Annotated in this window: 24 protein-coding genes and 1 riboswitch; of the genes, 4 read left to right on the plus strand and 20 right to left on the minus strand. The window is 54.1% G+C overall.

The features are described from left to right. Positions 1-37 precede the first annotated feature (37 nt). Positions 38-982 carry a homoserine O-acetyltransferase MetA gene (gene metA, locus AC2TF6_RS23115; protein WP_491308676.1) on the minus strand — a complete coding sequence of 315 codons (945 nt, stop codon included), beginning with the start codon at positions 980-982 and terminating at the stop codon, positions 38-40. 85 nt (positions 983-1,067) lie between these two features. Continuing rightward, a riboswitch (SAM riboswitch) is annotated at positions 1,068-1,197 on the minus strand. Positions 1,198-1,713: 516 nt separating this feature from the next. Here metA and corA point away from each other — a divergent pair. After that, complete coding sequence (gene corA, locus AC2TF6_RS23120; RefSeq protein ID WP_016423862.1) at positions 1,714-2,652, plus strand: magnesium/cobalt transporter CorA; 939 nt, start codon at positions 1,714-1,716, stop codon at positions 2,650-2,652. Positions 2,653-2,747: 95 nt separating this feature from the next. On the opposite strand, the gene AC2TF6_RS23125 is transcribed toward corA, so the two are convergent. The 3 genes from AC2TF6_RS23125 to AC2TF6_RS23135 all read right to left on the minus strand — a co-directional run bounded on the left by AC2TF6_RS23125 (position 2,748) and on the right by AC2TF6_RS23135 (position 7,034). Continuing rightward, a complete protein-coding gene (locus tag AC2TF6_RS23125) occupies positions 2,748-4,748 on the minus strand; it encodes a peptidoglycan D,D-transpeptidase FtsI family protein (protein ID WP_491308677.1) in 2,001 nt (666 codons plus the stop codon). A 219-nt stretch (positions 4,749-4,967) separates the two neighbouring features. Continuing rightward, positions 4,968-5,996 (minus strand): HRDC domain-containing protein, encoded by a 1,029-nt coding sequence (locus tag AC2TF6_RS23130; protein WP_491308678.1) that lies wholly within the window; start codon positions 5,994-5,996, stop codon positions 4,968-4,970. A 159-nt stretch (positions 5,997-6,155) separates the two neighbouring features. After that, a complete protein-coding gene (locus tag AC2TF6_RS23135) occupies positions 6,156-7,034 on the minus strand; it encodes a protein phosphatase 2C domain-containing protein (RefSeq protein WP_491308679.1) in 879 nt (292 codons plus the stop codon). Between the two features lie 605 nt (positions 7,035-7,639). Here AC2TF6_RS23135 and AC2TF6_RS23140 point away from each other — a divergent pair. Continuing rightward, positions 7,640-7,933, plus strand: coding sequence for a DUF3055 domain-containing protein (locus tag AC2TF6_RS23140; RefSeq protein WP_042229373.1), 294 nt, complete (start codon positions 7,640-7,642; stop codon positions 7,931-7,933). Positions 7,934-8,005: 72 nt separating this feature from the next. After that, on the plus strand, positions 8,006-8,269 hold the full coding sequence (locus AC2TF6_RS23145) for a hypothetical protein (protein WP_042229375.1): 264 nt from the start codon (positions 8,006-8,008) through the stop codon (positions 8,267-8,269). A 142-nt stretch (positions 8,270-8,411) separates the two neighbouring features. Here the strand turns inward: AC2TF6_RS23145 and AC2TF6_RS23150 are convergent, their stop codons facing one another. The 16 genes from AC2TF6_RS23150 to AC2TF6_RS23225 form a co-directional block, all read right to left on the minus strand. Then, positions 8,412-8,801, minus strand: a complete 390-nt coding sequence (locus AC2TF6_RS23150) for a DUF350 domain-containing protein (RefSeq protein ID WP_491308680.1) — start codon at positions 8,799-8,801, stop codon at positions 8,412-8,414. Further along, complete coding sequence (locus AC2TF6_RS23155; RefSeq protein ID WP_491308681.1) at positions 8,798-9,472, minus strand: signal peptide protein; 675 nt, start codon at positions 9,470-9,472, stop codon at positions 8,798-8,800. The genes AC2TF6_RS23150 and AC2TF6_RS23155 overlap by 4 nt, the downstream gene beginning before the upstream one ends. Then, positions 9,469-10,674 carry a glutathionylspermidine synthase family protein gene (locus AC2TF6_RS23160; protein ID WP_491308682.1) on the minus strand — a complete coding sequence of 402 codons (1,206 nt, stop codon included), beginning with the start codon at positions 10,672-10,674 and terminating at the stop codon, positions 9,469-9,471. The genes AC2TF6_RS23155 and AC2TF6_RS23160 overlap by 4 nt, the downstream gene beginning before the upstream one ends. Beyond that, the gene (locus tag AC2TF6_RS23165) at positions 10,674-11,651 is read right to left on the minus strand and encodes a hypothetical protein (protein WP_491308683.1); all 978 of its coding nucleotides are present in this window, start codon (positions 11,649-11,651) and stop codon (positions 10,674-10,676) included. The genes AC2TF6_RS23160 and AC2TF6_RS23165 overlap by 1 nt, the downstream gene beginning before the upstream one ends. Before the next feature lie 25 nt (positions 11,652-11,676). Further along, a complete protein-coding gene (locus tag AC2TF6_RS23170; protein WP_326055396.1) occupies positions 11,677-11,892 on the minus strand; it encodes a hypothetical protein in 216 nt (71 codons plus the stop codon). A gap of 268 nt (positions 11,893-12,160) precedes the next feature. After that, positions 12,161-12,949 carry an RnfABCDGE type electron transport complex subunit D gene (locus tag AC2TF6_RS23175; protein WP_491308684.1) on the minus strand — a complete coding sequence of 263 codons (789 nt, stop codon included), beginning with the start codon at positions 12,947-12,949 and terminating at the stop codon, positions 12,161-12,163. Between the two features lie 4 nt (positions 12,950-12,953). Continuing rightward, on the minus strand, positions 12,954-13,190 hold the full coding sequence (locus AC2TF6_RS23180) for a hypothetical protein (RefSeq protein WP_491308685.1): 237 nt from the start codon (positions 13,188-13,190) through the stop codon (positions 12,954-12,956). 14 nt (positions 13,191-13,204) lie between these two features. Then, complete coding sequence (locus tag AC2TF6_RS23185; RefSeq protein ID WP_491308686.1) at positions 13,205-14,926, minus strand: CRTAC1 family protein; 1,722 nt, start codon at positions 14,924-14,926, stop codon at positions 13,205-13,207. Continuing rightward, on the minus strand, positions 14,927-15,934 hold the full coding sequence (locus tag AC2TF6_RS23190) for a DUF1702 family protein (protein ID WP_491308687.1): 1,008 nt from the start codon (positions 15,932-15,934) through the stop codon (positions 14,927-14,929). Next, positions 15,931-16,176, minus strand: a complete 246-nt coding sequence (locus tag AC2TF6_RS23195) for an acyl carrier protein (RefSeq protein ID WP_491308688.1) — start codon at positions 16,174-16,176, stop codon at positions 15,931-15,933. The genes AC2TF6_RS23190 and AC2TF6_RS23195 overlap by 4 nt, the downstream gene beginning before the upstream one ends. A gap of 22 nt (positions 16,177-16,198) precedes the next feature. Then, positions 16,199-16,954, minus strand: coding sequence for an SDR family oxidoreductase (locus AC2TF6_RS23200; RefSeq protein WP_491308689.1), 756 nt, complete (start codon positions 16,952-16,954; stop codon positions 16,199-16,201). Beyond that, entirely contained in the window at positions 16,951-18,246 is a 1,296-nt protein-coding gene (locus tag AC2TF6_RS23205) for a beta-ketoacyl synthase N-terminal-like domain-containing protein (protein ID WP_491308690.1), read from the minus strand. The genes AC2TF6_RS23200 and AC2TF6_RS23205 overlap by 4 nt, the downstream gene beginning before the upstream one ends. Continuing rightward, complete coding sequence (locus tag AC2TF6_RS23210; RefSeq protein ID WP_491308691.1) at positions 18,243-19,121, minus strand: beta-ketoacyl synthase N-terminal-like domain-containing protein; 879 nt, start codon at positions 19,119-19,121, stop codon at positions 18,243-18,245. Before AC2TF6_RS23210 ends, AC2TF6_RS23205 begins: the two co-directional genes overlap by 4 nt. Positions 19,122-19,123: 2 nt before the next feature. Then, positions 19,124-20,371 (minus strand): beta-ketoacyl-[acyl-carrier-protein] synthase family protein, encoded by a 1,248-nt coding sequence (locus tag AC2TF6_RS23215; RefSeq protein WP_491308692.1) that lies wholly within the window; start codon positions 20,369-20,371, stop codon positions 19,124-19,126. Between the two features lie 7 nt (positions 20,372-20,378). After that, complete coding sequence (locus AC2TF6_RS23220) at positions 20,379-21,212, minus strand: tetratricopeptide repeat protein (RefSeq protein WP_491308693.1); 834 nt, start codon at positions 21,210-21,212, stop codon at positions 20,379-20,381. A gap of 12 nt (positions 21,213-21,224) precedes the next feature. Next, a complete protein-coding gene (locus AC2TF6_RS23225) occupies positions 21,225-21,872 on the minus strand; it encodes a helix-turn-helix transcriptional regulator (RefSeq protein ID WP_326055415.1) in 648 nt (215 codons plus the stop codon). Positions 21,873-22,161: 289 nt separating this feature from the next. Between AC2TF6_RS23225 and lexA the strand changes: the two genes are divergently transcribed. Next, complete coding sequence (gene lexA, locus AC2TF6_RS23230; RefSeq protein ID WP_491308694.1) at positions 22,162-22,992, plus strand: transcriptional repressor LexA; 831 nt, start codon at positions 22,162-22,164, stop codon at positions 22,990-22,992. Position 22,993: the final 1 nt, after the last annotated feature.

Genomic DNA, 22,993 nt, shown 5'->3' on the forward strand with positions numbered 1-22,993 from the left:
GCGTGGAATCTCTCCTTTAGGTATCATTCGTTCTATACTATAGACAGGCACTAAGCGCGCTGAGTTCACGACCCGCATTAAGATCATACGGCGTTTCCTGGTAAACGTAATAGTTCAGCCAGTTGGAGAACAGGAGATTCGCATGCGCTCTCCACGTGATCATCGGCTTCTTGCTCGGATCATCGTTCGGATAATAATTTTTCGGGATCTCCACGTCCATGCCTTTATTGACGTCACGGTCGTACTCCCATTTCAGTGTCAACGGATCATACTCGGAATGTCCCGTTACGAAAATTTGCTTGCCGTCCTTCGTCGCCACGATATAGATGCCGGCTTCTTCCGATTCCGATAAAATCACGAGCCGTCCGTCCTTCTCGATGTCTTCACGGCGCACTTCCGTATGTCTCGACTGGGGAACGAAGAAAAACTCGTCGAACCCGCGGAGCAGCTTCACGTTCTCTTCCGCAATGATGTGCGGGAAAACACCGAACACTTTTTTGTCCACCGTGTACTTCGGCACGTCGAAATGATGATAAAGTCCGGCCTGGGAAGCCCAACATATATGAAGCGTCGAGGTTACGTTGTCTACGCTCCAGTCCATGATGTTCTTCAGCTCATCCCAGTAATGAACATTCTCGAAATCCATTTGCTCAACGGGTGCCCCGGTAATGATCATTCCGTCGAATCTTTCGTCTTTGATATCTTCAAACGTTTTATAAAACATCTCCAGGTGCTCGGGAGAAGTGTTTTTGGAAGTGTGGGTTTTAGGATGAAGCAGGACAAATTCGACCTGAAGAGCCGTATTGGACAGGAGGCGCAGCAACTGGGTTTCCGTCGTTTCCTTGGTCGGCATCAGATTCAGAATCGCAATCCGCAGAGGGCGGATATCTTGATGGTAGGCAACCGTCTCATCCATCGCAAAAATATTTTCTTGGTTCAGCACTTCTTTAGCCGGAAGATTATCAGGTATTTTAATCGGCATCGGTCATTCCTCCTCGAAAGAAATCAAAACAGGCCTCTCTCAAAAAGTTGAGAAAGGCCTGTTCATCCCTATGCAACATGCTCCTCTCTCATCTCCCAGAAGCCGCTATTCATACGGCTCCCGCAAGAATTAGCACCGTGCATTGCCCCTCGGGGGTTACAATGTCGGTTGCCGGGTATCATCGGGCCAGTCCCTCCACCTACTCTTGATAAGAAAGTTTATTCAGTTATCTCCTATCTTAATGGTTACCGGGCAAATGTCAAGTGCTTTTTGAAAAGTTGCACATAATAAACTTGCTAAGAGAGAAATGGATGTCTTTCACAACGTTCGCGGCTACTGGCGCATGTGTGGCGTCGCATGACGGTTGCCTCTTTGGCGCAGGCCGCATTCCGTATGAACCCTCCAAGCTGTTTGTCCGATCGTTCGCCCGCACCTCAAACCCTTCTCCCGCATAGGATAAAAAATCCCCAGACTACGGGGATTGACAGGAGAAAAGTACCAGAGTTTGATGCTTGAATCGTGGAAAATGTAGGTATATACTAGACAAGTATATTCGACACGGAATGATAAAGGGGGGAACATACGGATGGACGGGGACCGACCGAGAAGTAGACGCTTTACCCGGTACGATCAAAATCGAATAGCAGCGAACCGGGGCCGGCACTCCAGCGTCCGTAGTTTCCCTACGGACCGGAGTGCTGTGCGCCGTTTCGCATAAAGAGGTGAAACGGATGAAAACACGCCTGGTACACAAGGGCGCTTTTACGCTGGTTGAAGACATTCACGAAGCGCTGACACCACCCGAATCCGGTTTTTACTGGATCGATGCGGATGTGGACGATCTGGAGCAGCTGCAGCCGCTCTTCCATCTTCACGATCTGGCCGTAGAGGATTGTCTCAGCGAAGAAGAACAGCGGCCCAAAATCGAAATTTACGACACGCACTATTTTATTGTAATCAACAGTATCCGGTTTGATGATGAAGAAATCTTTCTTCGCGCACTCAATATTTTTCTGGGCAGGCATTTCATCATTACCGTTACGAGACAGAAAATCCAGGAGCTCCGTGCCATCAAGCCCTTTCTTTGGGATGAAGAGGTTAACAGCCCGGACCGCTTCCTGTATCATCTGGTTGACCTTGTCGTTGACAACTACGTCATTGTCGGGGACCGGATCGAAGATAAGATCGAGAAGCTTGAAGAAGATATCCTGATGCACACGAAAAAATCCCATTTGAACGAGATCGTCGGTCTCCGCGGGGAAATTTTGTGGCTGAAAAAAATGCTTGTGCCGCAGCGCGACGTTGTGGCGACACTAAACCGCAAAGAACTGAAGCTGATCGATAACCAGCTGCAAAAATATTTCGGCGACATTCACGAAAATGCCGTCAAAATCGTCGACACCTTCGATACGCTCCGCGATCTCATGGGCAACTTACGAGAAGCTTATCAGTCCAGCGTAGCGAACCGCGCGAATGAAATCATGCGTATTTTTACCGCACTGACCACGATCTTTATGCCACTGACCTTCATCACCGGTATTTTCGGAATGAACTTCACCGACATTCTCGGACTGCTGACTGTTCCTTATGCGGATTTATTCATTTTCGGATTTATGGGTGTACTCGGGCTGTGCATGTTCCTACTCTTCCGTAAAAAAGGGTGGATTTGACTATGCAGAATGACGACGTCGACCTAACAAAGCATCGGCTTCCATTGTTCTTGACCAAGAACGAAATGGAAGCCGATGCTATTTTTGTGCCGTTATTATTTTTTGGGTGTGCTGAGGCCGCCGATGTACTGGTCGTAGGCTTCGTAAATCTTGGCCGCGATCGGTGACGCCCCGTAACGGCCGTAACCGCCTTCCGGCACGACTACGGCAACAGCCAGCTTAGGATTTTGAGCGGGCGCGAAGGAAATGAACACCGCGTTATCGACAGTTCCGCCAGAAACCTGCTGCGTCGAAGTACCGGTTTTACGGGCTACCGGATATGGCAGTTTGTCGATGCCTTCCGCTCCGCTTTTCATCCCGTTAATGACCGTATCCCAGTAGGTTTTGGGAAGATCGACTTGATTCAGAATCTCCGGTTCGTAGCCTTTGACGACCTTGCCGTCGGAATCGAGAATTTCTTCCACGAACTGCGGTTTCATTCTTTTGCCGCGGCTGCCCAAGGTAGCGGCAAATTGAGTTAGCTGCAAAGTGGTGTACTTTTCGTTTTGTCCCCAGGAGGCATAAACCATGGCGGATTGATAACTACTCGTTTTGGCGGCGGCATCGATTTCTGAGAAACCTTCTATTTCTCTGGGTAACCCGCTGCCTGTCAGAACGCCCAGACCGAATTCCGCCATGTGTTTATCCCACAACTCACCCGATTTTTTTTGATACTTGTTATAGAAAGGAATTCCTATCATAGCGGACATGTAAGTATTTGAGGATACTTCAATCGCTCTTGTGGGACCCATGTATCCGTAGCTGTGGCCATCCGAGTTGCGTATCGTACTTTTATCTTTACCGAACGAAAACGATCCGGTGTCGTTATAAGTGCTTCCGGGACTTAGAAATCCTTCTTGAAGTCCTACTAACACACTAAGAGGCTTGATCGTCGATCCCAGATATACGAGGGAAGACGGATGTTTCTTCTGCTCTTTTTCCGGAAAATTGGCCGGTGAAGTCCGGATGGTTCCGTTATTGATAAAATATTCAAGCTGCTTATACGTCTCGGTAGACATTCCACCCGTCCACAAATTGGTGTCGTAGTCCGGCATGGAGGCCATAGCGACCACTTTGCCCGTATCGACTTCCATCGCTACCGCGTAACCGGAACGAGCGTATGGAGCGGCAAACTTCGCATACCCGGACGGCGGGCTGTGCAGCCATTTCAGCTGATCCATAATAGCCTGCTGGGCAGCGAGCTGCACGTTGGTATCTATAGTTAGCCGGAGATTCTTCCCTTTCTCCGGTTTTTCCAAAGTCCCGTTGCCGACAATTTTACCGGCCGCGTTTACCGGATAAATTTTCTTGCCCGGCTTTCCGCGAAGTTCATCCTGATACATCATCTCAAGCCCGTCAAAACCAACCGTTTCTCGCAGCAAATAGCCTTGGTCCTGCCTGGTCTTATAAAAATTAAGATTTGCGGTATCATCGTATTTTTTCAAGTAGCCTACGAGCTGGGCAGCTATTTTCCGCTGATCATACATGCGGATGCTTTCCTCGACAACCTCCACGCCGTGAAGCTCATCCCGGTGGGAAAGAAGGTAAGCAACCTCTTCCTTGTTTAAATTGGCTTTTATTCTTCTCGGCTCCGAATAAGGCGTTTTGGGTTTGATCTTCTGCTTGTTGATGTCAAAATCCAGATCCATCGCCTTCATAATATCTTCCATAGTCATCTTCGGCAGATTCTTGTCACCGAGATCACCCAGAATTTTCTCGAGTTTCTTGGCTGTCTCAATAATCGGATCTTGATTCTTGGTACCGCCTTCGACACGGAAATACAGCGATTCTGTTGAATTGGAAGAAGCAATCGGCACGCCGTCTTTGCTCAAGATATTGCCGCGTATAGGAGGAATAGCCGTATCTGTATTCATCCCATTCGTTTTTGCTATCTGAAGTTCAGGGCCCTTAACGAATTGAAGGTAGGAAAGTTTAACGATAAGCACACAAAACAGGGCAAAAGTAGCGAAGAAAAAAATATTGATCCGAAGTGTAAAATGAATGCGTTTGTCCGCTTCTCGTTTAGCGGGGTCCTGCTCGGTATAAGGCGATTTCATAAGCCAGCCCTCTCTCACAATCTATACGTTCAAGTGTAGCAAAACCGCCCTTTATTTACAATTGAACGGAGCCTCCAGACTGGTTACAAAAAGGTTAAGATTTAAGGAGAGGATCGGGGGCCGGCGAGTCGGAATCGCTCTCTTTCTGCTAATGCAGTGGGCTTTCTGAAACACGGGTCAAAGCCGCCTGTCTATCGTTGCCTCTTTACCGCATCACGGCTACCCGGCTTTTTGCCCACTGTCCCGTTCCTTCGCCGCTTCCTCCTTCTGCTTCCGTGTTTTGAATCTCAGCAGCCGCAGCCATTCATAGACGCCGTCGGCCGTCTGGGCATCGGGCAGCTGCTCCCCGTACAAGCCCTGGAGGATAGGTTTCAGGTAGCGGTCTCCCATCTCGGCGAACAGACGCTCCGCCTCGGCTAGCTGCTCGGACGGCACTTGGGCAAGCTCGTTCTCAATGCCCGCGAGTACATCGTAGCCATCCCGCTCCAGCTCTTCGAGCAAAGCAACCAGCTCCCGGGAAGTAAACGAGAGCTCGGTCCGGAGCTGCGCCAGACTCCCGCCGCTTGCCATCGTTTCCAAAAGTCTGCGCTTGCCCGACTGTCTCGCAGCCTCCTTCTGTACCCGGCGTTCCAGCTGCCGGTTCATCCAGGCTTCGAACTGCGAACGGTCTGTGGCGGCTGCAACCCAATCCAGCGGAAAATCCGTCTGACGCTGCTTGTCTCTCGTGATCCGCAGGACATCGCCTCCGTATTTGGAAGCCCGGTTTTGTCCGAAGCCTGGAATGTGAAGCAATTCTTCCAACGATTGCGGACAAAATGCGGCGATCATCTGCAGCATCCGGTTGGATGCCAGGATAAACGGCGAGCGGCCTTCTTTGAAAGATTGTTCGCGTCTCCACGCTCTCAGCTCTTCATAGAGGGTCTCATCGGCATGAACCTCACCGTAGTATTGAAGAAGCTGTGTCATCTCCGCCTTGGCAGATAAACCCGCCTGTTCTTCCCCGATTCCCCGGAGCAGAGGCTTAAAGCCTTCCGCCAGCTTTAGTTGAAGCCCTTTCTTAATGGCACCGACAAGTTCCTCCCAAGAAAACCCTTCATACCAGATATCCTGGATCGGCTTGCCGTTGTCGTTCACTTCATTCCACATGGCCTGCCAGACTCCCGTCTTCTCCCCCGCAAAAAATTGAGCCTGCTTAACCTTCCCTTCTTCCACTTGTTTCTCCAAAGTCGTTAAATAAATGACGTTCATACCTTTCCTCCTCTATTTTGATTGTGAATAAGGCCCGGAAACGCAAAAAGCACCTCTCCTTATGCGTAATAAAACGCAAGTGGAGAGGTGCTTCCTCTGTGCACTGAGCTATATCCCATATCCTACCATACATGAACTGATTTTACAAGAATCTCTCTTTCAACGAACAGTCTTGCTATCCGATCGGCTTTCTTTGGAAAAGGAGAGTAAAATCCCGGTCTTATCGTCCGAACGTTTGAAACGCTGCACGCTGCGGCATTCCGGATCGTCCTCCTCGAATGCCTCCAGCTCGTCCACATAAGCTTCCAGCCCCGCCCTGATTACCGCAAGGACCCATTCCTCCGGGCTCTTCCGATGCTCTTCCCGCCACGGATAAATCCCGTCCGTGACGAGCAGCAGGTGCGCCAGCCCCGAGCGGGCGATATTCCCGCTCTCCAGGTGCCGGGCCAGCGCGTCATCGCCGTTGATGACGCTGTAGCCGCCGGGCCGGTTGGCGCGCCTGCGGTTCGCCCGCAGCGCTTCCGTCACTTCCGGCGGCTGGACCCTGCGCTCCCACTCGCCGGGATATTCCCGGCGCCAGAGCGCCAGTGCGCGTTCGTCGTGGGGCTCCACGGAGTCCCGCGTCACCGCGCGCACCACGCCGTCTTCGTAGACGGCGTAAACCATGCAGTCGCCTGATTGCACCCAGGCGATGCGGTCCTCGTCCACGCGCACAACGGCGTGGACGGCGCCCCACCGGCTGCCGGTGTCTTCGGAGCGCCCCTGCAGGCGCTCCATTTCTCCGTGCAGCCGCGCGTTGGCCTCGAGCGTGGTGCGCTCGAGATCGGCCCCGCCGGCGTCCGCGAAGCGGGACGCCACAAGCGCCGACGCGATAAGGCCGGCGGTGCGGCCCAGCGCGTCCCGGTACGGCGTCAGGCCCGAGACGCCGTCGATCACGCCGAACAAGCCTTCTTCGGGCGCCAGAAGCAGCGCATCCTCGTTGCACACTCCCTGTCCCTGCCGGATAACACTTTCCACTTTGAATAAATGCGGCGACATACTGTTCCCTCTTTTCCAAACAACAAACTTTAGGATCGGTCCACTCCTCGAAGCCTGGACCTTTGTCGGGGTCTCGCCTCGTACCGGAGTCCGTTACGCCAGACCGTTGTCCGGTGTAGAATTGGTTTATAAACAAGATCGCTTTAGTGACTCATCCCCTTACACAAAAAAGGAGGCAGCCCGCCATGACCAAAGCCGCACAAGACCGCCGCGTTCAGAAAAGCGTACGTATCGTTCTTTCCATCCTTCTTCTGGGCTCCAAATCCGCCCATTTTCCCGAGAAATTATAGAGATACACCTGAGTTCTAGTTTTAAAACACTCTGCCATTCCTATCTAACAACGAAACTTCCCTGCACGGGTATATAGTGCGCCCCCGCTGTGTGATTTTGCGGCCAGCTCGAATCTGTCCCGCTTGTTCCATTCCGCTTTTCAAAAATATACCGCTCGCCCTTATCATACCGCAAAACGCTTGAACCCGGCAAAATTCTTTCCTTCAGACAACATTAAAAAACGATCTTTTTTCCCGTTTTCGTGACCGCTCTTGGACGCCGCGCCCCACTTCCGATATAATCGGGAGTATTAACCGGTAAATGGAGTGAACGTGATGTCCGAATTCGATTTTTTATATGACCATACCGAAGATACCTCGACCCGCTTTGTCTGCTTTGTAGGCTCGTCCCTGCACCGCTTCGATCTGGCGGTCACGAATACCAACCGTTTTTACGGCAAAAAAATGATCACCGACCTGCAATCCGGCAAAACCGCCATCATCGGTCCGGACGATTTGAATGAAGAAGGCTATCTCGAACACGTATATAAAATCTCCGAGGAAGAGGCCGAAGAGCTTCGCTCTTTCCTTTTCCAGATCGTGGGCACTGTCAATTTCACGGATATTTGAAGCCTCCGGGGGAGAAAATGGGAAAAGACCACCGGCAGCGCTTAATCAGGCCGCCTGATCAGGAGGATCCCCATGGGTGATGAATTTTTAAAAGAAGAAAGCCGGGGCGCCGACCTGTCTACCGTCGAGTCCCAGCGGAACGATACGATCCCCGAAGAATTTCCGGAGGGTCCTTACGGCTCGTCCGTTCTAAGCGAATCGCTCGGCAAAAGCACTCCGTGGCGGGATGACCAGCGTCCAACGAACCGGTTCCGCTACGAAAACCGCGAGCTTCATTACGGAATCGAGCGGGATTATCCCGGCGACGATCAATCGGAAGAGACACCCGGACCTTAAGACGCTCGCACCGTACGAGCTCACAGCACGCGGTGCGGCTTGACATGACGGTTGTCAATCGCACTCCGTTCAAAGCAAAAATCCCCGCACCGGGCCTCCAAGGCTTCCGGTTGACGGGGATTGTTTTTTTCAGCGGATGATCTTAAATAATCAGGCTGCTCATGGAAAACGCGACGCCTACATAGATCGCGAACAGCATGATGCCTACCGCCACATTGCCGTCCTTAAGCTGCTCGGACAACTTGACGCCCGGCGTCAGCAGGTCGAAAACGAAGTAGGTGAGAAGCAGGCAGACGTACCCGATCGCAAACCACATGGCCATATGAAAGATCGAGGAGTTCGTGTAAGCCGCAACGCCCAGAATAATGGCCGTTCCGAAAAATTGCCCGCCCAAGGCCAGACCTACCGCCTTATTGCCTTTGCGGAGTTCCTCCATGTCGTTAAACGGCGTAATCCAGTTAAAAATGACCATGCCGATAATCTGTAAAGCCACGATGACGATAAAGCTGACTAAAATATTCAAGGCGATCATTCCGCCCACCCCCTGAACTTGGACATGGCCAAATCATAATTCGAGAAATCGTGCACTTCTTCGAGGACGATTTTCACGCGTTTCTTGTCTTTAATCGCCGTATAGCGCTCATCGGAAATCGGCTGTTTCACCTTATGTCCCGATGGCATGGAGACGACGGCGAAGTCCCGGTGTTTATCCCCGTACTGCGTCTTGTAGACGCCGATGAGATCGACCTCGGTCTGAATTTCCGTTTTGAGCTGGCTCATGTCGGCCTTTGCTTCGCTTTCGGTTTTAAATGTTTTCAGAGGGGTCCATCCCGAAAGCTTGACATCGTTCTTCCCATCGGTTCCGGTCTTCATTTCGGCGGTCATAAAGCTCATGACCCAAACCGAGTCTCCCGTAGCGAAATTACCGTCGTTCGGAAGCATGTCGTTGTTCGGAAGCAGCGTCATGTCTCCCCCGATCAGATCTCCTACCTTGGCCTGCTCGACTTTATAATCCCACGGAACTACGCTGGATTCGGTTGTAGCCCCGCCGGATGCGGTGGTACCGCCCGCGCTTTTCTTGTCGGAGCACGCGCCGATTAACCCGAAAACCAGGAGAAGGACAAGCGCTGAGAAAATCCCGATCACGACCCGGCTTCGCTTCTTGCCTGATCCGTATCTGCTGTTCATCGCAGGTCTGCTCATTCCTGTTCAACTCCTATCGCCACAAAATGACTCGCATTGCCGGTAATCAAACCTCCGGCACGGCCCAGCAGGCCGCACGGCTGTCCGTTGATGACAAACATTCCGGTAAGCAGCCGGTATTCTCCACGGGTGAGTGAGATCTGAGGCAAATCCGCCCGGGCCTGATACACGTTGGTAAAAAGAGTGCTTGTATCGAAGCCGTCCTCATCCTGGATATCGATTTCGCCCGAAGCGCCGTACATCCGCACGGAGCCTCCTTCACGGCCAAACATCGATTTGGACACGTAGCTGCTTTCCAAAACCGGCTGATTGTAAGTCGGCAGCATATAACGCTCAATGATCCGGTGCTCTTCCGGCGTAAACAGAGGGGCCATCATCTCATGCAGGCCCCAAATGACGGCCTGCAGCCCCTTGGATTGCAGAATAATCGCGTGAAGGGGATTAAACAGTTGCAAATGCCCGTTCTCAATGGAGTACGCGAGAGCTTCCCCTCCGTCGTCCACACCCATCCACTCTTTCGGATAAAGGGCAAACATACTTCGGATTTCGCGGTTCTCCCCGTCTTTGAGAATGCCTTCGTCGACCCACAGATCCAGACAATCCACCGGCCGGACCTCCAGTCCGCTGTGACGGATCAGCATATCGATGGTGCCCGAATCTTCCAGATGTTTGCCGTAATCTATGCATGCGGCAGCCTCCGGCATCTCTTCCGACCAGGCGTGGCGGACGAGATCCGGCATTGCCGTATTGGGGCTGTGACCGCCGTACCGGCTGCACATCCACGGCGTGACCACGGATGCCTCCACGTATCCGGTCGGGGTATCGGCATTCAGCTCCAGAAGCTTGATATCCCCTTCCTGGGATATGCTGAAATCAAAGCGCGCATAGCGGCTGAGAAGCCCCTTCGGCCCAGGTTCCAGTACATCCAGGCCGTCCCAAAGCACCTCCGGGATGCTCAGCATGTCGTATAAATCCCGCCGGCCGATAACAAACCGGGCCCCTTTATCGAAAATGTCCCACAAGAGCCTCGACGCTTGGTTCAGCTCCTCGTAAACACCGCGGTCCATAAGCACAAGCTGGTCGATCCAGTATTGCTCCTGTTCCAGATCGGCCCATGTAAAACCCATCCGGTCCAGCTCGGCTATATAAGCCTTGCGTTCCTTATGCGGCTGCCCGAGTACCCTGAATGTCCGGCTGCCCATCAGCTTCCGCTGGAAGAGCTGCCCGACGAGCTGAATCCGCCCGACTTGCCGCCGATGCTGCCGGACGACGAGGACGAGGATTTGCTCGATGAACCGGAGGATACGGAGCCGGAAGAGCTTGAAGAGCTAGAAGATCCCGATTTCGTGCTTGTAGAGCCGCTGCCGGAAGATCCCGTGCTCGACGAGCTTTTGGTCGAAGAAGATCCTGTAGTGGACGAGCTCTTGCTTGAGTTGTTCCGGGAATTGATCGTCGATTTGCTGTTAAAAGCACCTGTTGTATTCGAAGTCTTCGGCTTAACCGTCGAGTTCGCCGTTTGTTTATTCTGAAACTTCGTCGAATCGTACGACGGCACCGAGTAAGGCTTCTTCGTGCGGTAATCGTAAGACGGACGCGAACTGGACCAGCCGCTCGAAGAGTAAGAGCCGCCGCTGTTGAAGATCAGATGATACAGCATCAGGTCGGTCCAGTTGAGGCCGTTGTTGTACACGACCGGAGCGGCTGTGCCGACTCCGGACCCCGTGCCGCCCGTACCTACGCCTGCGGAAGGGGTGGGAGTCGGGGTCGCTCCCGGTTTATCCAGCTGCTCCGGGAGCGGAATGCTCCAGTCCGCGCTCGGATCGAAATAGGTTTTGACATCCTCGTTGGACCATTCGATGATTTGCGGCTCGGCCGCTTTGCTCTCCGCGTAGACTGCCGGAACCAGCAGCAGGTTGGCCGCCAGCACGACGCCGAGCGACGTGTTCAGCACGCGAAGCGGTTTCGGGGTGCGCGTTCTGCGGGCGGCACGCGCTTCCGCCGCTTTAGCCTCCGCAGCCGCACGTGCGGCAAGCACCGCTTCGGGAGAGTCCGGTTCGGGCGCTCCGGCCGTATCCGCTGCAACCGCTTCCGCTGTGCATTCCCCCGCCGCCGCTTCAAGAGTTTCAGCCGCTTCCGTATCGTTAAGCTCGCCTGCGTTGTTGTTCAGATTGTCGTTCATTGCAAGTCCCTCCAATTCTGACTTCTCACTCGATTGCTTTATTAATGGGCAGTACCAGTACTTCCAGCTTCTGATTTTCTACGTCGAGCCTTCCTTCGATCATTTCGTACTCTTTTCCGCCCACTAACAGAAAATTGGCATGTTCCATCATTGCCAGCATCGTCGCATTCCATGTGCGCTCGTCAATCGTCTTCAATTCGCCGTTTTCCAATTTTTCGATGATCAATACGTTAGCTTCCATCGTTTTCATCCTTTCAAAATGCGGTTAGGAAATTATCATGCTATTTCTAACGTTTGAGCGGCGATTTTGTTTCATTTTATTCCGAAATGCTGTAAACAGCTCACTCCCTAACATACCAAAAACAAGAAATGGTGGGAACCCTTTTGTGACATTTTAATAAGAAGAAAGGGATGGAAAATAAAAAAGCGATCCGCCGGATGCCACCTGACGAATCGCTTTTCGCGTTTATTGAAGCACTGTTTCCAAAAAACTGCCCCGCTCCGCCGGTTTACAAGCGGCTTGCTTGCTGTTGGGTACGATAAAGACGGTAAGGCAGGCCGTAGCAGAGCATGACCCAGAATGATGCATAAAATAAGGAGTTCGTGATCGCATTCAACCGCAGGGCGGAATCTACGAAAGCGATAAGCAAGGCGGCGATGATGCGAATCTTCCGGGTCTGCGGAGTCGTTTTCGGATCGGTGATCATAAAAAACGTAAACAGCTGAAACGACGCGCCCAGCATGGGACCGAACGAGTAGTAAAAAGGTTCCCCGAAACCCCAGTGCCGGATGGATGCGAAGAGAAGATAGCCGGCGATAAAGGCGAGCACGGTATCCAGCCTTCTGGCCGCATAAGCGGCTACCATCCCCAGCACAAGAATGAAGAGCATGATGCCGAATCCGTTCGTCCACTGCTTGGGCGTGCTCACCGCGTATTGCGGAAGGAAGTACAGCAGCGTGACGATCGCGATATTGTTCGGGTTAAAAACGTGGCTGCCTCCGATCCGGATGACGAATTTGCAGACGATCGCAAGGAACGCCGCGAGCGCATACGGCCATACCAGATGCGAGCTCAGCAGCAGCCCGATGCCGATACCCGAAATGAGGGCGCTTAAAGGAAAGCGCCATTCCTTGAAAACCCATCTCGACAGAACCAGTTCCGTAAGCGTAGCGGTAAGAACGGATGCCGAGAAAGCGTCCCATTTTTGAAAAAAACCGAGAAAGAGCTGACCCGCTATCATAAAGCTGACGAGAAAAGTCAAGATGAGATAGCGCGGGTCCAGTTTATGAAGGTTCATCGGGTCATCCTTCTCCTTTCCAGAAGCAAAACGGGTCCACTCTTCCCAAATGCAGGGAAAGGCCCTCCACTGCCCGTACGGGTCCCGCTCCCGCATCCTGCGGTCCTCCCTGCACCGCGCGATAATCACGCAGCCGATGCCGGGCCTGTTCCGCGAGGCCGTATGAGTCCTGTCCCGCCGGCGCTTCGTTTCCGTAGGAGAATGCCTCCACTGCAGACAGTCTTCCGTTGTCAACGGACATGCAAGCCGCCTCCTTTAATTGGCCGGCTCCTCGATTTTGAGAATCTGGTCGCCCTGCACGTGACGCAGCTCCTGAACGCGTCCGCTCGGCCAGTGAATCGTCACCACATCGGCAAAGTCCTGCTTGCCCAGCCCCAGGTGAATGCGGGGATCGCTCTGGCCGCCGTGGCTGTTGCCCGCATCGCGTTCCACGACGGTTTTCACGCCGGCGACCTCGAAGGTCACTTTGGCCCCGACGGCATCGCGGCTGCTCGGCGCGCGTCCCACGAGCTGCAGCTTGAGCCAGTGGTTCCCGTTCGTAACACTGCTCTGGTACACCTTGGCCGGAGCCCCTTGGTTGGCGAACACCAGATCCAGCGCTCCGCGGTTAAACAGGTCGACAGCGGCTACGCCGCGCCCGTCATCGGTAAACGTAATCCCGACGTCTTGGGATACATCCTGAAATTTGCTGCCGTTGTTCCAGAACAGCGGCTTCCGCTCGTAGCCCGACATGCTCTTGTCGGCGAATTTCGGCCAGTTCTTCACATCTTCGACGATATAGCCCGGTGTGGTCGCCAAAGTCCCCATATCGAACCAGTAATCTTTCTTTTTGTTCGCGGAAATAAATCCGTTCGTAACCATCAGGCTCAAGTTGCCGCTGTTGTCCGCATCGAAGAAGCGGGCGCCCCAGGACCATCCGGACTGCTTAACGCCCATTTCCTCGGCCCGGTCGACATACACACCCTTGTCGTCTTCCTGCCAAAGCTGGTTGCCCTCAAGCAGATACTGCTCCTTGCTGATGTTGGAGACAAAATTGGCCAGTTTTCCGTTATGGAACACATCCCCGAAATCGACGTTCATGCCCTTGAATGTATCGTCGCCGATTCCCCTTGGCTGGACGACTTTCTTGAAGCCTTTGCCTTCCTGATTGATGAGCAGCATATCCGGTCCGAAATCGTTGGCGTTATAAATGTCCGGCCAGCCGTCCCCGTTCAGGTCCGCCGCACCGGAGGACAAGGTCCAGCCCACATCGTCTGTGCCCGTTTCTTTGGATACGTCGGTGAAGGTTCCGTCTCCGTTATTGCGAAGCAGAACGTTCCGGCCGCCGTTTCTGGCCCGTTCGAAATCGTTGTGCATGATTTTGGTCGAGGCGAGGTTCCATAAATCCGTTTTCTCATTAAAATAACAGGACAAATACAAATCCAGATTGCCGTCGCGGTTGTAGTCTATCGCCATGGAATCGCTCACGTAGCCGATATAGCCGACTCCCGATTGCTCGGTAATATCCGTGAAGGTGCCGTCCCCGTTGTTGCGGAAAAGCTGGCTTTTGCCCCAGGCCCCGACGAACAGGCTCTGATGTCCGCTGTTATCCATGTCGAACCAGAGCGCGGTCTCCGAAATGCCTTCCTTATTAATATCGCTGAGGCCCAGCTTCTCCCCCACTTCCTCAAATGTGCCGTCCCCGTTGTTGTGAAAGAGGGCATTCTTCCCTCCCCGTTTGGAATTCGTGAAGTAGACGTCCATAAAACCGTCTCCGTCGTAGTCCCCTACGGCAACACCCGCGCCTGTCGCGGTCAACCAAGGCATAATATTATCCGCTTTGGAGTCGAACGTGTCTTTCTCATGCACGTACTTGATACCGGATTTCTCCGTAATATCCGTGTAATGAAAGCCGTAATCCGCGGAGGGTTTGGGGGCGCAGCCGCTAATGAGCGCAAGTATGACGGCGGCACCTACACAAAGGTTAAGGGAACGCATTCAGTTCTCACCTTCCATAAGTTGATTTTGAAGCAGGTGACGGGTCCGGTCGATCCAGCGCACATAATGGGACTCCGGCTGCCCGGCGTCCGCATCCTTCCTCGCCTGATGAACCACCGCGACCCAGCTTTCGATCTTGAGCTGCATCGGGACCGTCAACCGGTCCAGCACCGCATGCCAGTGCTCCCGGTCCTGGAGCCGCCTGGTTTCCCAGCCGAACGCCATTCCTTGGGCAAAAGCGGCTTTACCGCCGTCCGGGACGAGCCGGTAAGCGTTAAGGATAACCGCCAGGTTATCGAACATGCTGTAGGCAACCGCCAGTCCGGTTCCACTGAGGGCATCCCCCCGGAAAGGTTCCGGCAGCCGGTCGATTTCAGCCAGAACCGGTCCGATTTCAAACCGGTTCTGGAACCATAGGCTGCGGCCGAAGCCCTGGTAGCAGACTCTTTGCTCATACTGGTTAAACACATTAAACTTATCGATACAATAGGGATTTTGTTTGTATTCAAACAATCCCGTTTTGAAGCCGACCCCATCGAATAGAATCGGAGCGTAGGACGCGTCAATCTTGCGGGCCCAAGTCTGGTAAGCGTTCGTCCGGAAGCCGTATCTGGCATGAAGCCACCAGCCCAGTCCGACGTAATATTGATAAATGTGACCGGGATCGAGCTCCTGCAAATAGCCCTCGAACTTCTTCCCCTTCCACGGGCCGAACAAGGAAGCTCTCGCGCCGAGCCCCATCCCGGCTCCCTCATAAGCAAATCCGCGGTAAAAGGGTTCAAAATTGCGGTCCAGGCGTCTCCTGATCCCCGAAATGCTCCTAAGAGGGTTGACGGCATAGTTGTTGCCGCTCAGAAAAGCGCGCAAAATTTCTTGGAAGCGGCGGTCAAAAAATTCTTGTTTCCACGGAAAAAGCGCGGTGATCCGGCCGATGTTCTGATGGCAGATTCGCACGTATATCAGCAGGGCAAGAACCGCAGCCGGCAAAAGAAGTCCGAAAACGGTCATAAACCGGGCTCCTTGGCCTGAGCCGCTTTTACGATATCCTCCAGCGTGCGGATGGACGCAAGCTCTTCTTCCGAAAGACGGACTCCGAATCCGCGCTCCACATGAACAGCCAACTCCAGCGCCATCAAAGAATCGACACCGAGCTCCTGAAGAGGTTCCGACAAAGCACGCTCATCCAATTCCTGTTCCGTCAATTGACCGACCCATTCAATCAATTTTTTCTGAAGTTCAACGATTTCCATGGTTTTCTTTCCTCCCCTTAGGTTATAGTAATCCACCGCTGACTCCGAACACCTCGCCGGTTACATAGGACGTACTGTCCGACAGCAGAAACAAGACGATCTCCGCCGTTTCCTCCGGAGTCCCGAATCTTCTGAGGGCAATCCCTTCCCGCAGCTTCTTTTGCTTGGCGGCCGGGAAATCTTTAATCATGTCCGTCTCGATATAGCCCGGAGCTACGCAATTCACCCGGATGCCCAGCGGACCGACCTCCTTCGAGAGAGCCTTGGTGAAGCCGACGATGCCCGCTTTGGCCGCCGAATAGTTGGCTTGCCCGGCTATGCCGGTCAGACCGGAAACCGAGCCGACGTTGACCATGCTGCCTCGGGTCAGGGCAAGCGGGCGGATCAAGGCTTGAGAAATGCCGAACAGGGCATTCAAGTTGACCTGGATCACATCCGCCCACTGCTTGCCGGTCATCAGGTACACGGGAACATCCGCGTTCATGCCCGCGTTGTTCACGACATGATGAAGCGGCTCCGACCGGAAGCGGGCCAATTCCTCCAGCAGCTTCTTCACCCCCGCCTCGGAGGAGAGATCGCCTTGCAGGGCGCTGACTTCGAGCTTTTCCGCCGAGCATTCTTCGAGAAGCGCTTCGGCAGCTTCTTTGCCCCGGGAGTAGGTGAAGACCACCTTCGCCCCGGCGCGCGCCAGCTTGCGGACAACGGCCCCTCCGATTCCGCCCGATCCTCCCGTGACCAGCGCCGTTTTCCCCTTGAAATCCCATAATGGTCCGCTCACTTAGCTTCCTCCCGGTCCACGTTTTCAAATACGGCCGCAGCCTGAAAGCCCCCATAGGCGGTAACGGTTTTGACGGCCAGGCCTACGCGTTTGTGCAGAGGCTCCCCGATGAGCGGCAGATCCGCTTTGGGGTCCGCCTGCTCATGCTCGAAGGCCCCCGGCACCAGACTGCGCTTCATGCCGTGCAGCATAAGGACGCTTTCCAGCAGACTGTTCGCGCCAAGCGTATGGCCGAAATAACCTTTCAGCGCCGTCATGGCGGGTACGGGCCCGCCCAGATTGGCGAACGCCAGCCGAATCTCTTTCGCTTCATAGGCGTCCCACAGTTTCATTCCCGCTCCGTGAGGGATGAGCAGATCCACCGCCGCGGGGTCCGGGCCGGCATAAGTACGGACCGCTTCCTCTATGACGCGGGAGTAAGTGTGTGCCGTCACATCCGGCAGCGCCATCTGCCAGCTGTCCTGACGGAAGCTCCCGCCCAGATAGCGTCCGAGCGGCGTCCGTCCGCAACGCGCGGCCTGCCTGCTCCCTTGCAGGACGACGGCCGCGGCCCCGTCTCCGAGAACGGAGCCGTCCCTGCGCAGGTCAAAGGGGCGCAGCCTTCCGGACTCGGAGCCGAATCCCTTGTGACCGAGCCACAGATGCTCGGTCACGTGCGCATAGTCGGCGCACACGACGAGGACGGTCTCCGCCCGGCCGCACCGGATCAGCTGACTGCCCAGCTCCAGCGCATACAATCCGGACGCGCAAGCATTGTTGACGGTGTAGGAAATTCCTTTCACGCCGAGCGCGTCCGCCAGGTAAAACAAATAAGGGAATGTCTGCACCCTGAAAAAATCGTCGCGCAGCTTATCGTAAGACGCCAGCGGAGAAGCATGCAGGAGCGCGCCATCCTCTCCCGCAGCATGACCGGGCTTCATAATCCGGTCGATCAAATGATTGAGGCCCAGATTCTCATGCCCGATCACAAGCGCGGTGGACGCCAGCGTATCCCTGTCCAGACCCGCGTCCTGTATCGCGAGCCGGGCAGCCGCCAGCAGATAGACGAAGTCCTGGTCTTCGTGGAGCCGGTCTTCGGTCAGCCTGCGGGCCGTATCGGACGCGGCCCAGTCCCGGAGATGCAGGTCCGGCATCGCGTAGACGGGGTACCTCAGCACCTCTCCGTCCGCGAGCGTATAGCTCCGCTCCGAAATCGTTCGCTTCCCGCCCAGCACGGCTTCCCAGACGGCTTCGTTGCCGATCCCGAGAGAACTGAGCATGCTCGATCCCGTTATATAGACAGGCTCCTTCATAAGACAGCTTCTTCCTTTCCCGGCAGATGCACGCAAGCATGAAGAACGCCTTCCGCTCCGAGGCCGGTGACCCACTTTCCTCCGGCAAGGCTTTGTGTACGCGCGATCAATTCCAGATCGAATTCATTCGCCGAAACGTTCGCGCTTCCCCCACTCCCTTGTTCCCGGCCGGATTCCGTTCGGATTTGGAGCCGTGCCAGCGGCACTCCCTCGCCGTCCGGCGGCTCGAGCACGAAGGCGCTTATCCATTCGCAGCCCGGGTCCGGTATGCCGATCCGGTCCCGGAACCTTTCCGGCGGGAACAAATTCGCCACACAGACAATCACCCGGTCATGCTCCCCCTGATCGAGCAGGGCGGAAGCATACAGAAACGCTTTGGGAGCGGTCGTGCCGCCGTTGGAAACCGTCACATTCGTTCCCCGGATGGAGAAATAGATCGACACGTAGCCTCCGATGGAATTCATGACCGTGTCGGGAAATATGCGCGGGTTCACGTTGCCTTCGCCGTATTTCACCGCATCGTCCTGCAAGGCTGCCACCGCGTGAAGGCTGGACACGGTGCTGCCGATCACCAGAGCCGTGCGCCGGCTCATGTCCGGACCCGAATCGCATCCCTCAGATTCGGCGGATGCGGAGGATTCGGCGGATTCCGCCCGTATCCCGAGCGCCTCTTCCACGGCCATACAGCATAGTTTGCCGAAGTCGGAAAAGCGGTTGAATCCTTTACGGCCGGACACGTGGATCAGACCGGACGGAAGGGGGCTTCCCTTATGACGGCTTCTGTCAAAGACCGCCTCGTGCTGCGGGTTTCGGCCGACAGACTGCAGCCCTTCGGGGGTCAGCAGGCTCATGCCCGTAATATGAATAGGTTTCATCTTCATGCCCTTCCTAACACAATCGTAGAATTGATTCCGCCGAACGCATATGCGTTTGACACCATATACTCTGTCCGGTATGGGAGCGGTTCGTTCGCGACAACTTCCACGCAGCAGAGCGGATCTTTCTCCCTCAGATTCAGGTTCGGCGGCAAAATGCCGGTCTCCAGCGCTTTGATGCAGGCAACGGCTTCGATGGCGCTGGCCGCCCCCAGTGTATGGCCGATATGCCCTTTGATGGAGCTGGTCCGGATTCCCGGCCCGAAAAATCTCGACAGGGCTTTGGCCTCCATGCGGTCATTGGCAAGCGTGCCTGTTCCGTGGGCGCTGACGTATCCGATCTGCTCCTTGTCCAGTCCGGCCATAGTCAAAGCCCGCTGCATGGCGTGTACGGCACCCTCGGCTTCGGGATCGGGCTGCGTGATATGATTGGCATCGCAGCCAAGCCCGTAACCGAGCAAAGAAGCCCGTACCACCGCGCCTCTGCGCACGGCATGCTCCTCGGTTTCCAGGATCACGACGCCGGCTCCTTCGCCGAGCAGAAGCCCTTTCCTCCCGGCGTCGAAGGGCCGGCAAACGTCCGGTGCCATGGCCCGCAGGGAGCTGAAGCCCGTAAACGCGGACCAGGACATGGCGTCGACGCCCCCGGCGATCATCATGTCCGCCCTGCCGGCGACCAGTTCCTCTACCGCACGGGCAATGGCGAAGTTTCCCGCCGCACAGGCGTTCGTCAACGTCCAGACCGGCCCGCTCAGCTGCAATTCTTCGGTGACATATTCTGCTATCATATTAGGTCCCGCCAAGCGTCCCCGGCTCGGCTTCTGTGTAGATTCTTCGAGCGCCTCCAGCTCCCCCATGGTCGTGCCGATGCATAGGCCGATCCTCCGGGAAGGGCCGGAATCGGCGCTGGAGCCCGTTTCAGGCGCGGAATTTTGTCCGTTTCCTTCGCTGCCTGTCCAGTCGATCTCTGATAATGAGAGTGACGGCAGACGGATACCCGCATCATGCAGCGCATCCTCTACAGTGGTGACAAACATCCGGGTCGCCCTGCCCCAGGCAGGATTCATTGCCCCCGAATAAGCATGAAGGTCCTCGATTTCACAGCCCAGCTTATAGGGATGGTTAACGACCGGAAAGGAACGGATCGGCTTGACTCCCTGCACGCCGCTCAGAAGATTGCTCCAGAACTGCTCCACATTGCAGCCCACCGATGTCATAACACCCATGCCGGTAACGACGATCCTCGTCATAGTTTCCTCACCTCACCCAGATTTTGCTGAGATCGGAGATACGGGCGTCCGGTCGCGTAAAACCGTCAATGCCGCGTTCTTTCTTCACGACTTCATAGGCCTGCTTCTCGTCCGCCCCCGCCCTCTGCTTGAGAGGCGCGTCTTTCGGGTATTTAACGCTTCCCTGTTTCCAGACACTCATTCCTTTCCTGGTATCTCCGTTCTTTACAAGGGCATCGCCCAGCGCTGCGTAGACCATCGGCCAGAGAACAAGATCTTTGTCCTGCTGTTCCAGCTTGTCCGCAACGGCCAGACAGTAGGACAAATCCTGGATAGCGTTCTCGCTTCTGCGCAAACCTTTCGGCCAGTATAAATTGTTCAATCCCCTGCTGTAATGAGCCAGCACGTTATGCGGGTTTTCCTCCAATATCCCGTCGAGAATCTGAATGGATCTCGCAGACTTTTGACCTAGTACGGCAGTCCCCAAATCTTTATCCTGCAAAAGATCCACATAAGCGAGCGCCTGCTGCAGCCGTGATTGTGCCGTAGGCTTGACCTCTTCCATAAAGCTGATGTAGTCGTTTGTCTTCGCTTCTTCAGCCATTTTCAGACGCAGCACGTTGCTGTACACAAGATTGTCGGGATCTTTTTTAACCGCTGTCATTAAGGATTCTATATTTCCTTCTGCAGTCCGAAGATCCGTGCTCCGTTCTTTGGTAAAATCAAGCCCATACTGAGCGATCGTGACATTGTCCGCAATCGCCGGAATCTCGTACGGTTTCGGCCAGACATATTCGGCGAGCACCGCTATCCCGGTCAGTACGGCAATGACGGCAAAGCCGCCTAATACTCTCTTTCTCATCCTATACTCCTCCTAAACGCTAATGGATTGCTGGACCTCGCTTTGCCTGTAGACGGATGGATTCACCCCCACCAAACGTTTGAACACTCGCGAAAAATGGGTTAAATCATTGTAGCCGACGGAATAACAGACCTCCGTAACCGGATGACCCTGCCGAAGATGCGCTTTGGCTCTTTCAATCCGTTTGTTCATGATATATTCCTTAAACCCTACCCCGACCTGCTTGTGAAACATTCTGGAATAATGGCATCTGCTTACATAAATATGCGAAGCGACTTTTTCCAGGGAAAGATCGCTCTCAAACATATTTTCATCCAGGTAAGCGAGCGATTGCTGGAACATGGAGTTGTCCATTTCCGGTTCCGGGTAGGTTCCTACCGAGTTAATGAGCATATTCAGCAAATGAAGATGAAGCCGGTTAAGTCCAGTGAAGATCATGGTCGGGTAATGGGTAGGGAACTGATGAACCGGCCAGGATGAGGGGAAAGAATCCTCAGCGGTCAGGATGGCGATCAGCCTGCTCTTGCTTTCTGCGGCTGCTTGGAGTGCGCTGGCGAAGCTCTCAGTCGTGAAGACTGTGGCTTTTTTAGAAATCTGCTCGACAAAATCGGTTTCGATCTTGTTCTTCCACTGGCGATACAAGACAACAAGTACACTCACGAATATCTCCCTCTCTTTCTTCGAGTCAGTTGACTTTCTGCTCACGTGCTGTTCTTGATTTACATATTATCACTGGCGTTTTTTTCATGTTCTGCATTAATTGCTTAATACCTATGGTTTTTTTGATGATATTAATCAAATTGGCATATTCTCATCTTTCTAGCTAATTTGGTATAATTATCATTCTATAGACACACCTTCTTCGAATTTTTTACGCTTATTCGTATGTTCCATTGATTTTATACGCTTATTCGTATAAAATCAATACATGAGTTAGGGGGGAATTGAAATGAAAGAGATTAACAAACGGATCAAGCAGTTGCGGAGCAAACACGGGCTGACGATGGCAAGGCTTGCCGAAATTTTGCAGGTCTCCGCCGGAAACATCAGCGACTGGGAAAGTGAAAAGAAGAAATCTACCCCCACGGCCAGAGCGCTGGTTGCGATTTCCGAGTATTTTAATGTATCGCTGGACTGGCTCATGACCGGCAAGGAAAGAAACCGTCCGTCCGGAGACGTCCCGGCAGAGGTTGAACCTCATCCCCTAGCCGCAAGGCTTCATTCCCTTTCTCCGCAGGACCTCCAGCTTATCGAGCTCCTGGCAGAGCGTCTTGCCGCAGCTCTTCCCGGTTCCCGGCAAGATAGCCCGGCGGGCAGATCTTCGCGTTCCAAGAAAAGGCTCCGGGACAGCACCGACCATACTATCCGGGAAACGGGACTTGCGACCGAATACTATACGAGACTTCCTGTAGTGGGCAGGGTTACGGCCGGACAGCCGATTACGGCGGTTGAAAATATCGAGGAATATTTCTCGCTGCCTCAGAATCACTTGAGCAGCGGAACTCATTTTATTCTGCGCGTATCCGGGGAAAGTATGGTCAATGTCGGCATCGATGACGGAGATCTGGTTGTCGTCAGACAGCAGGCCTCGGCGGATAACGGCGATATTGTCGTGGCTATGACACTGGATGACGAGGCGACGGTTAAAACGTTCTACAAGGAGGAAGACCGGATTCGTCTGCAGCCGGAGAATGACTGGATGCAGCCGATCATTCTGAACGATGTCAAAATATTGGGCAAGGTAGCCAGTGTGATTAAAGACTCGCGAATCCAGGAGTGAG

It is taken from the genome of Paenibacillus sp. JNUCC 35 (assembly GCF_058269095.1).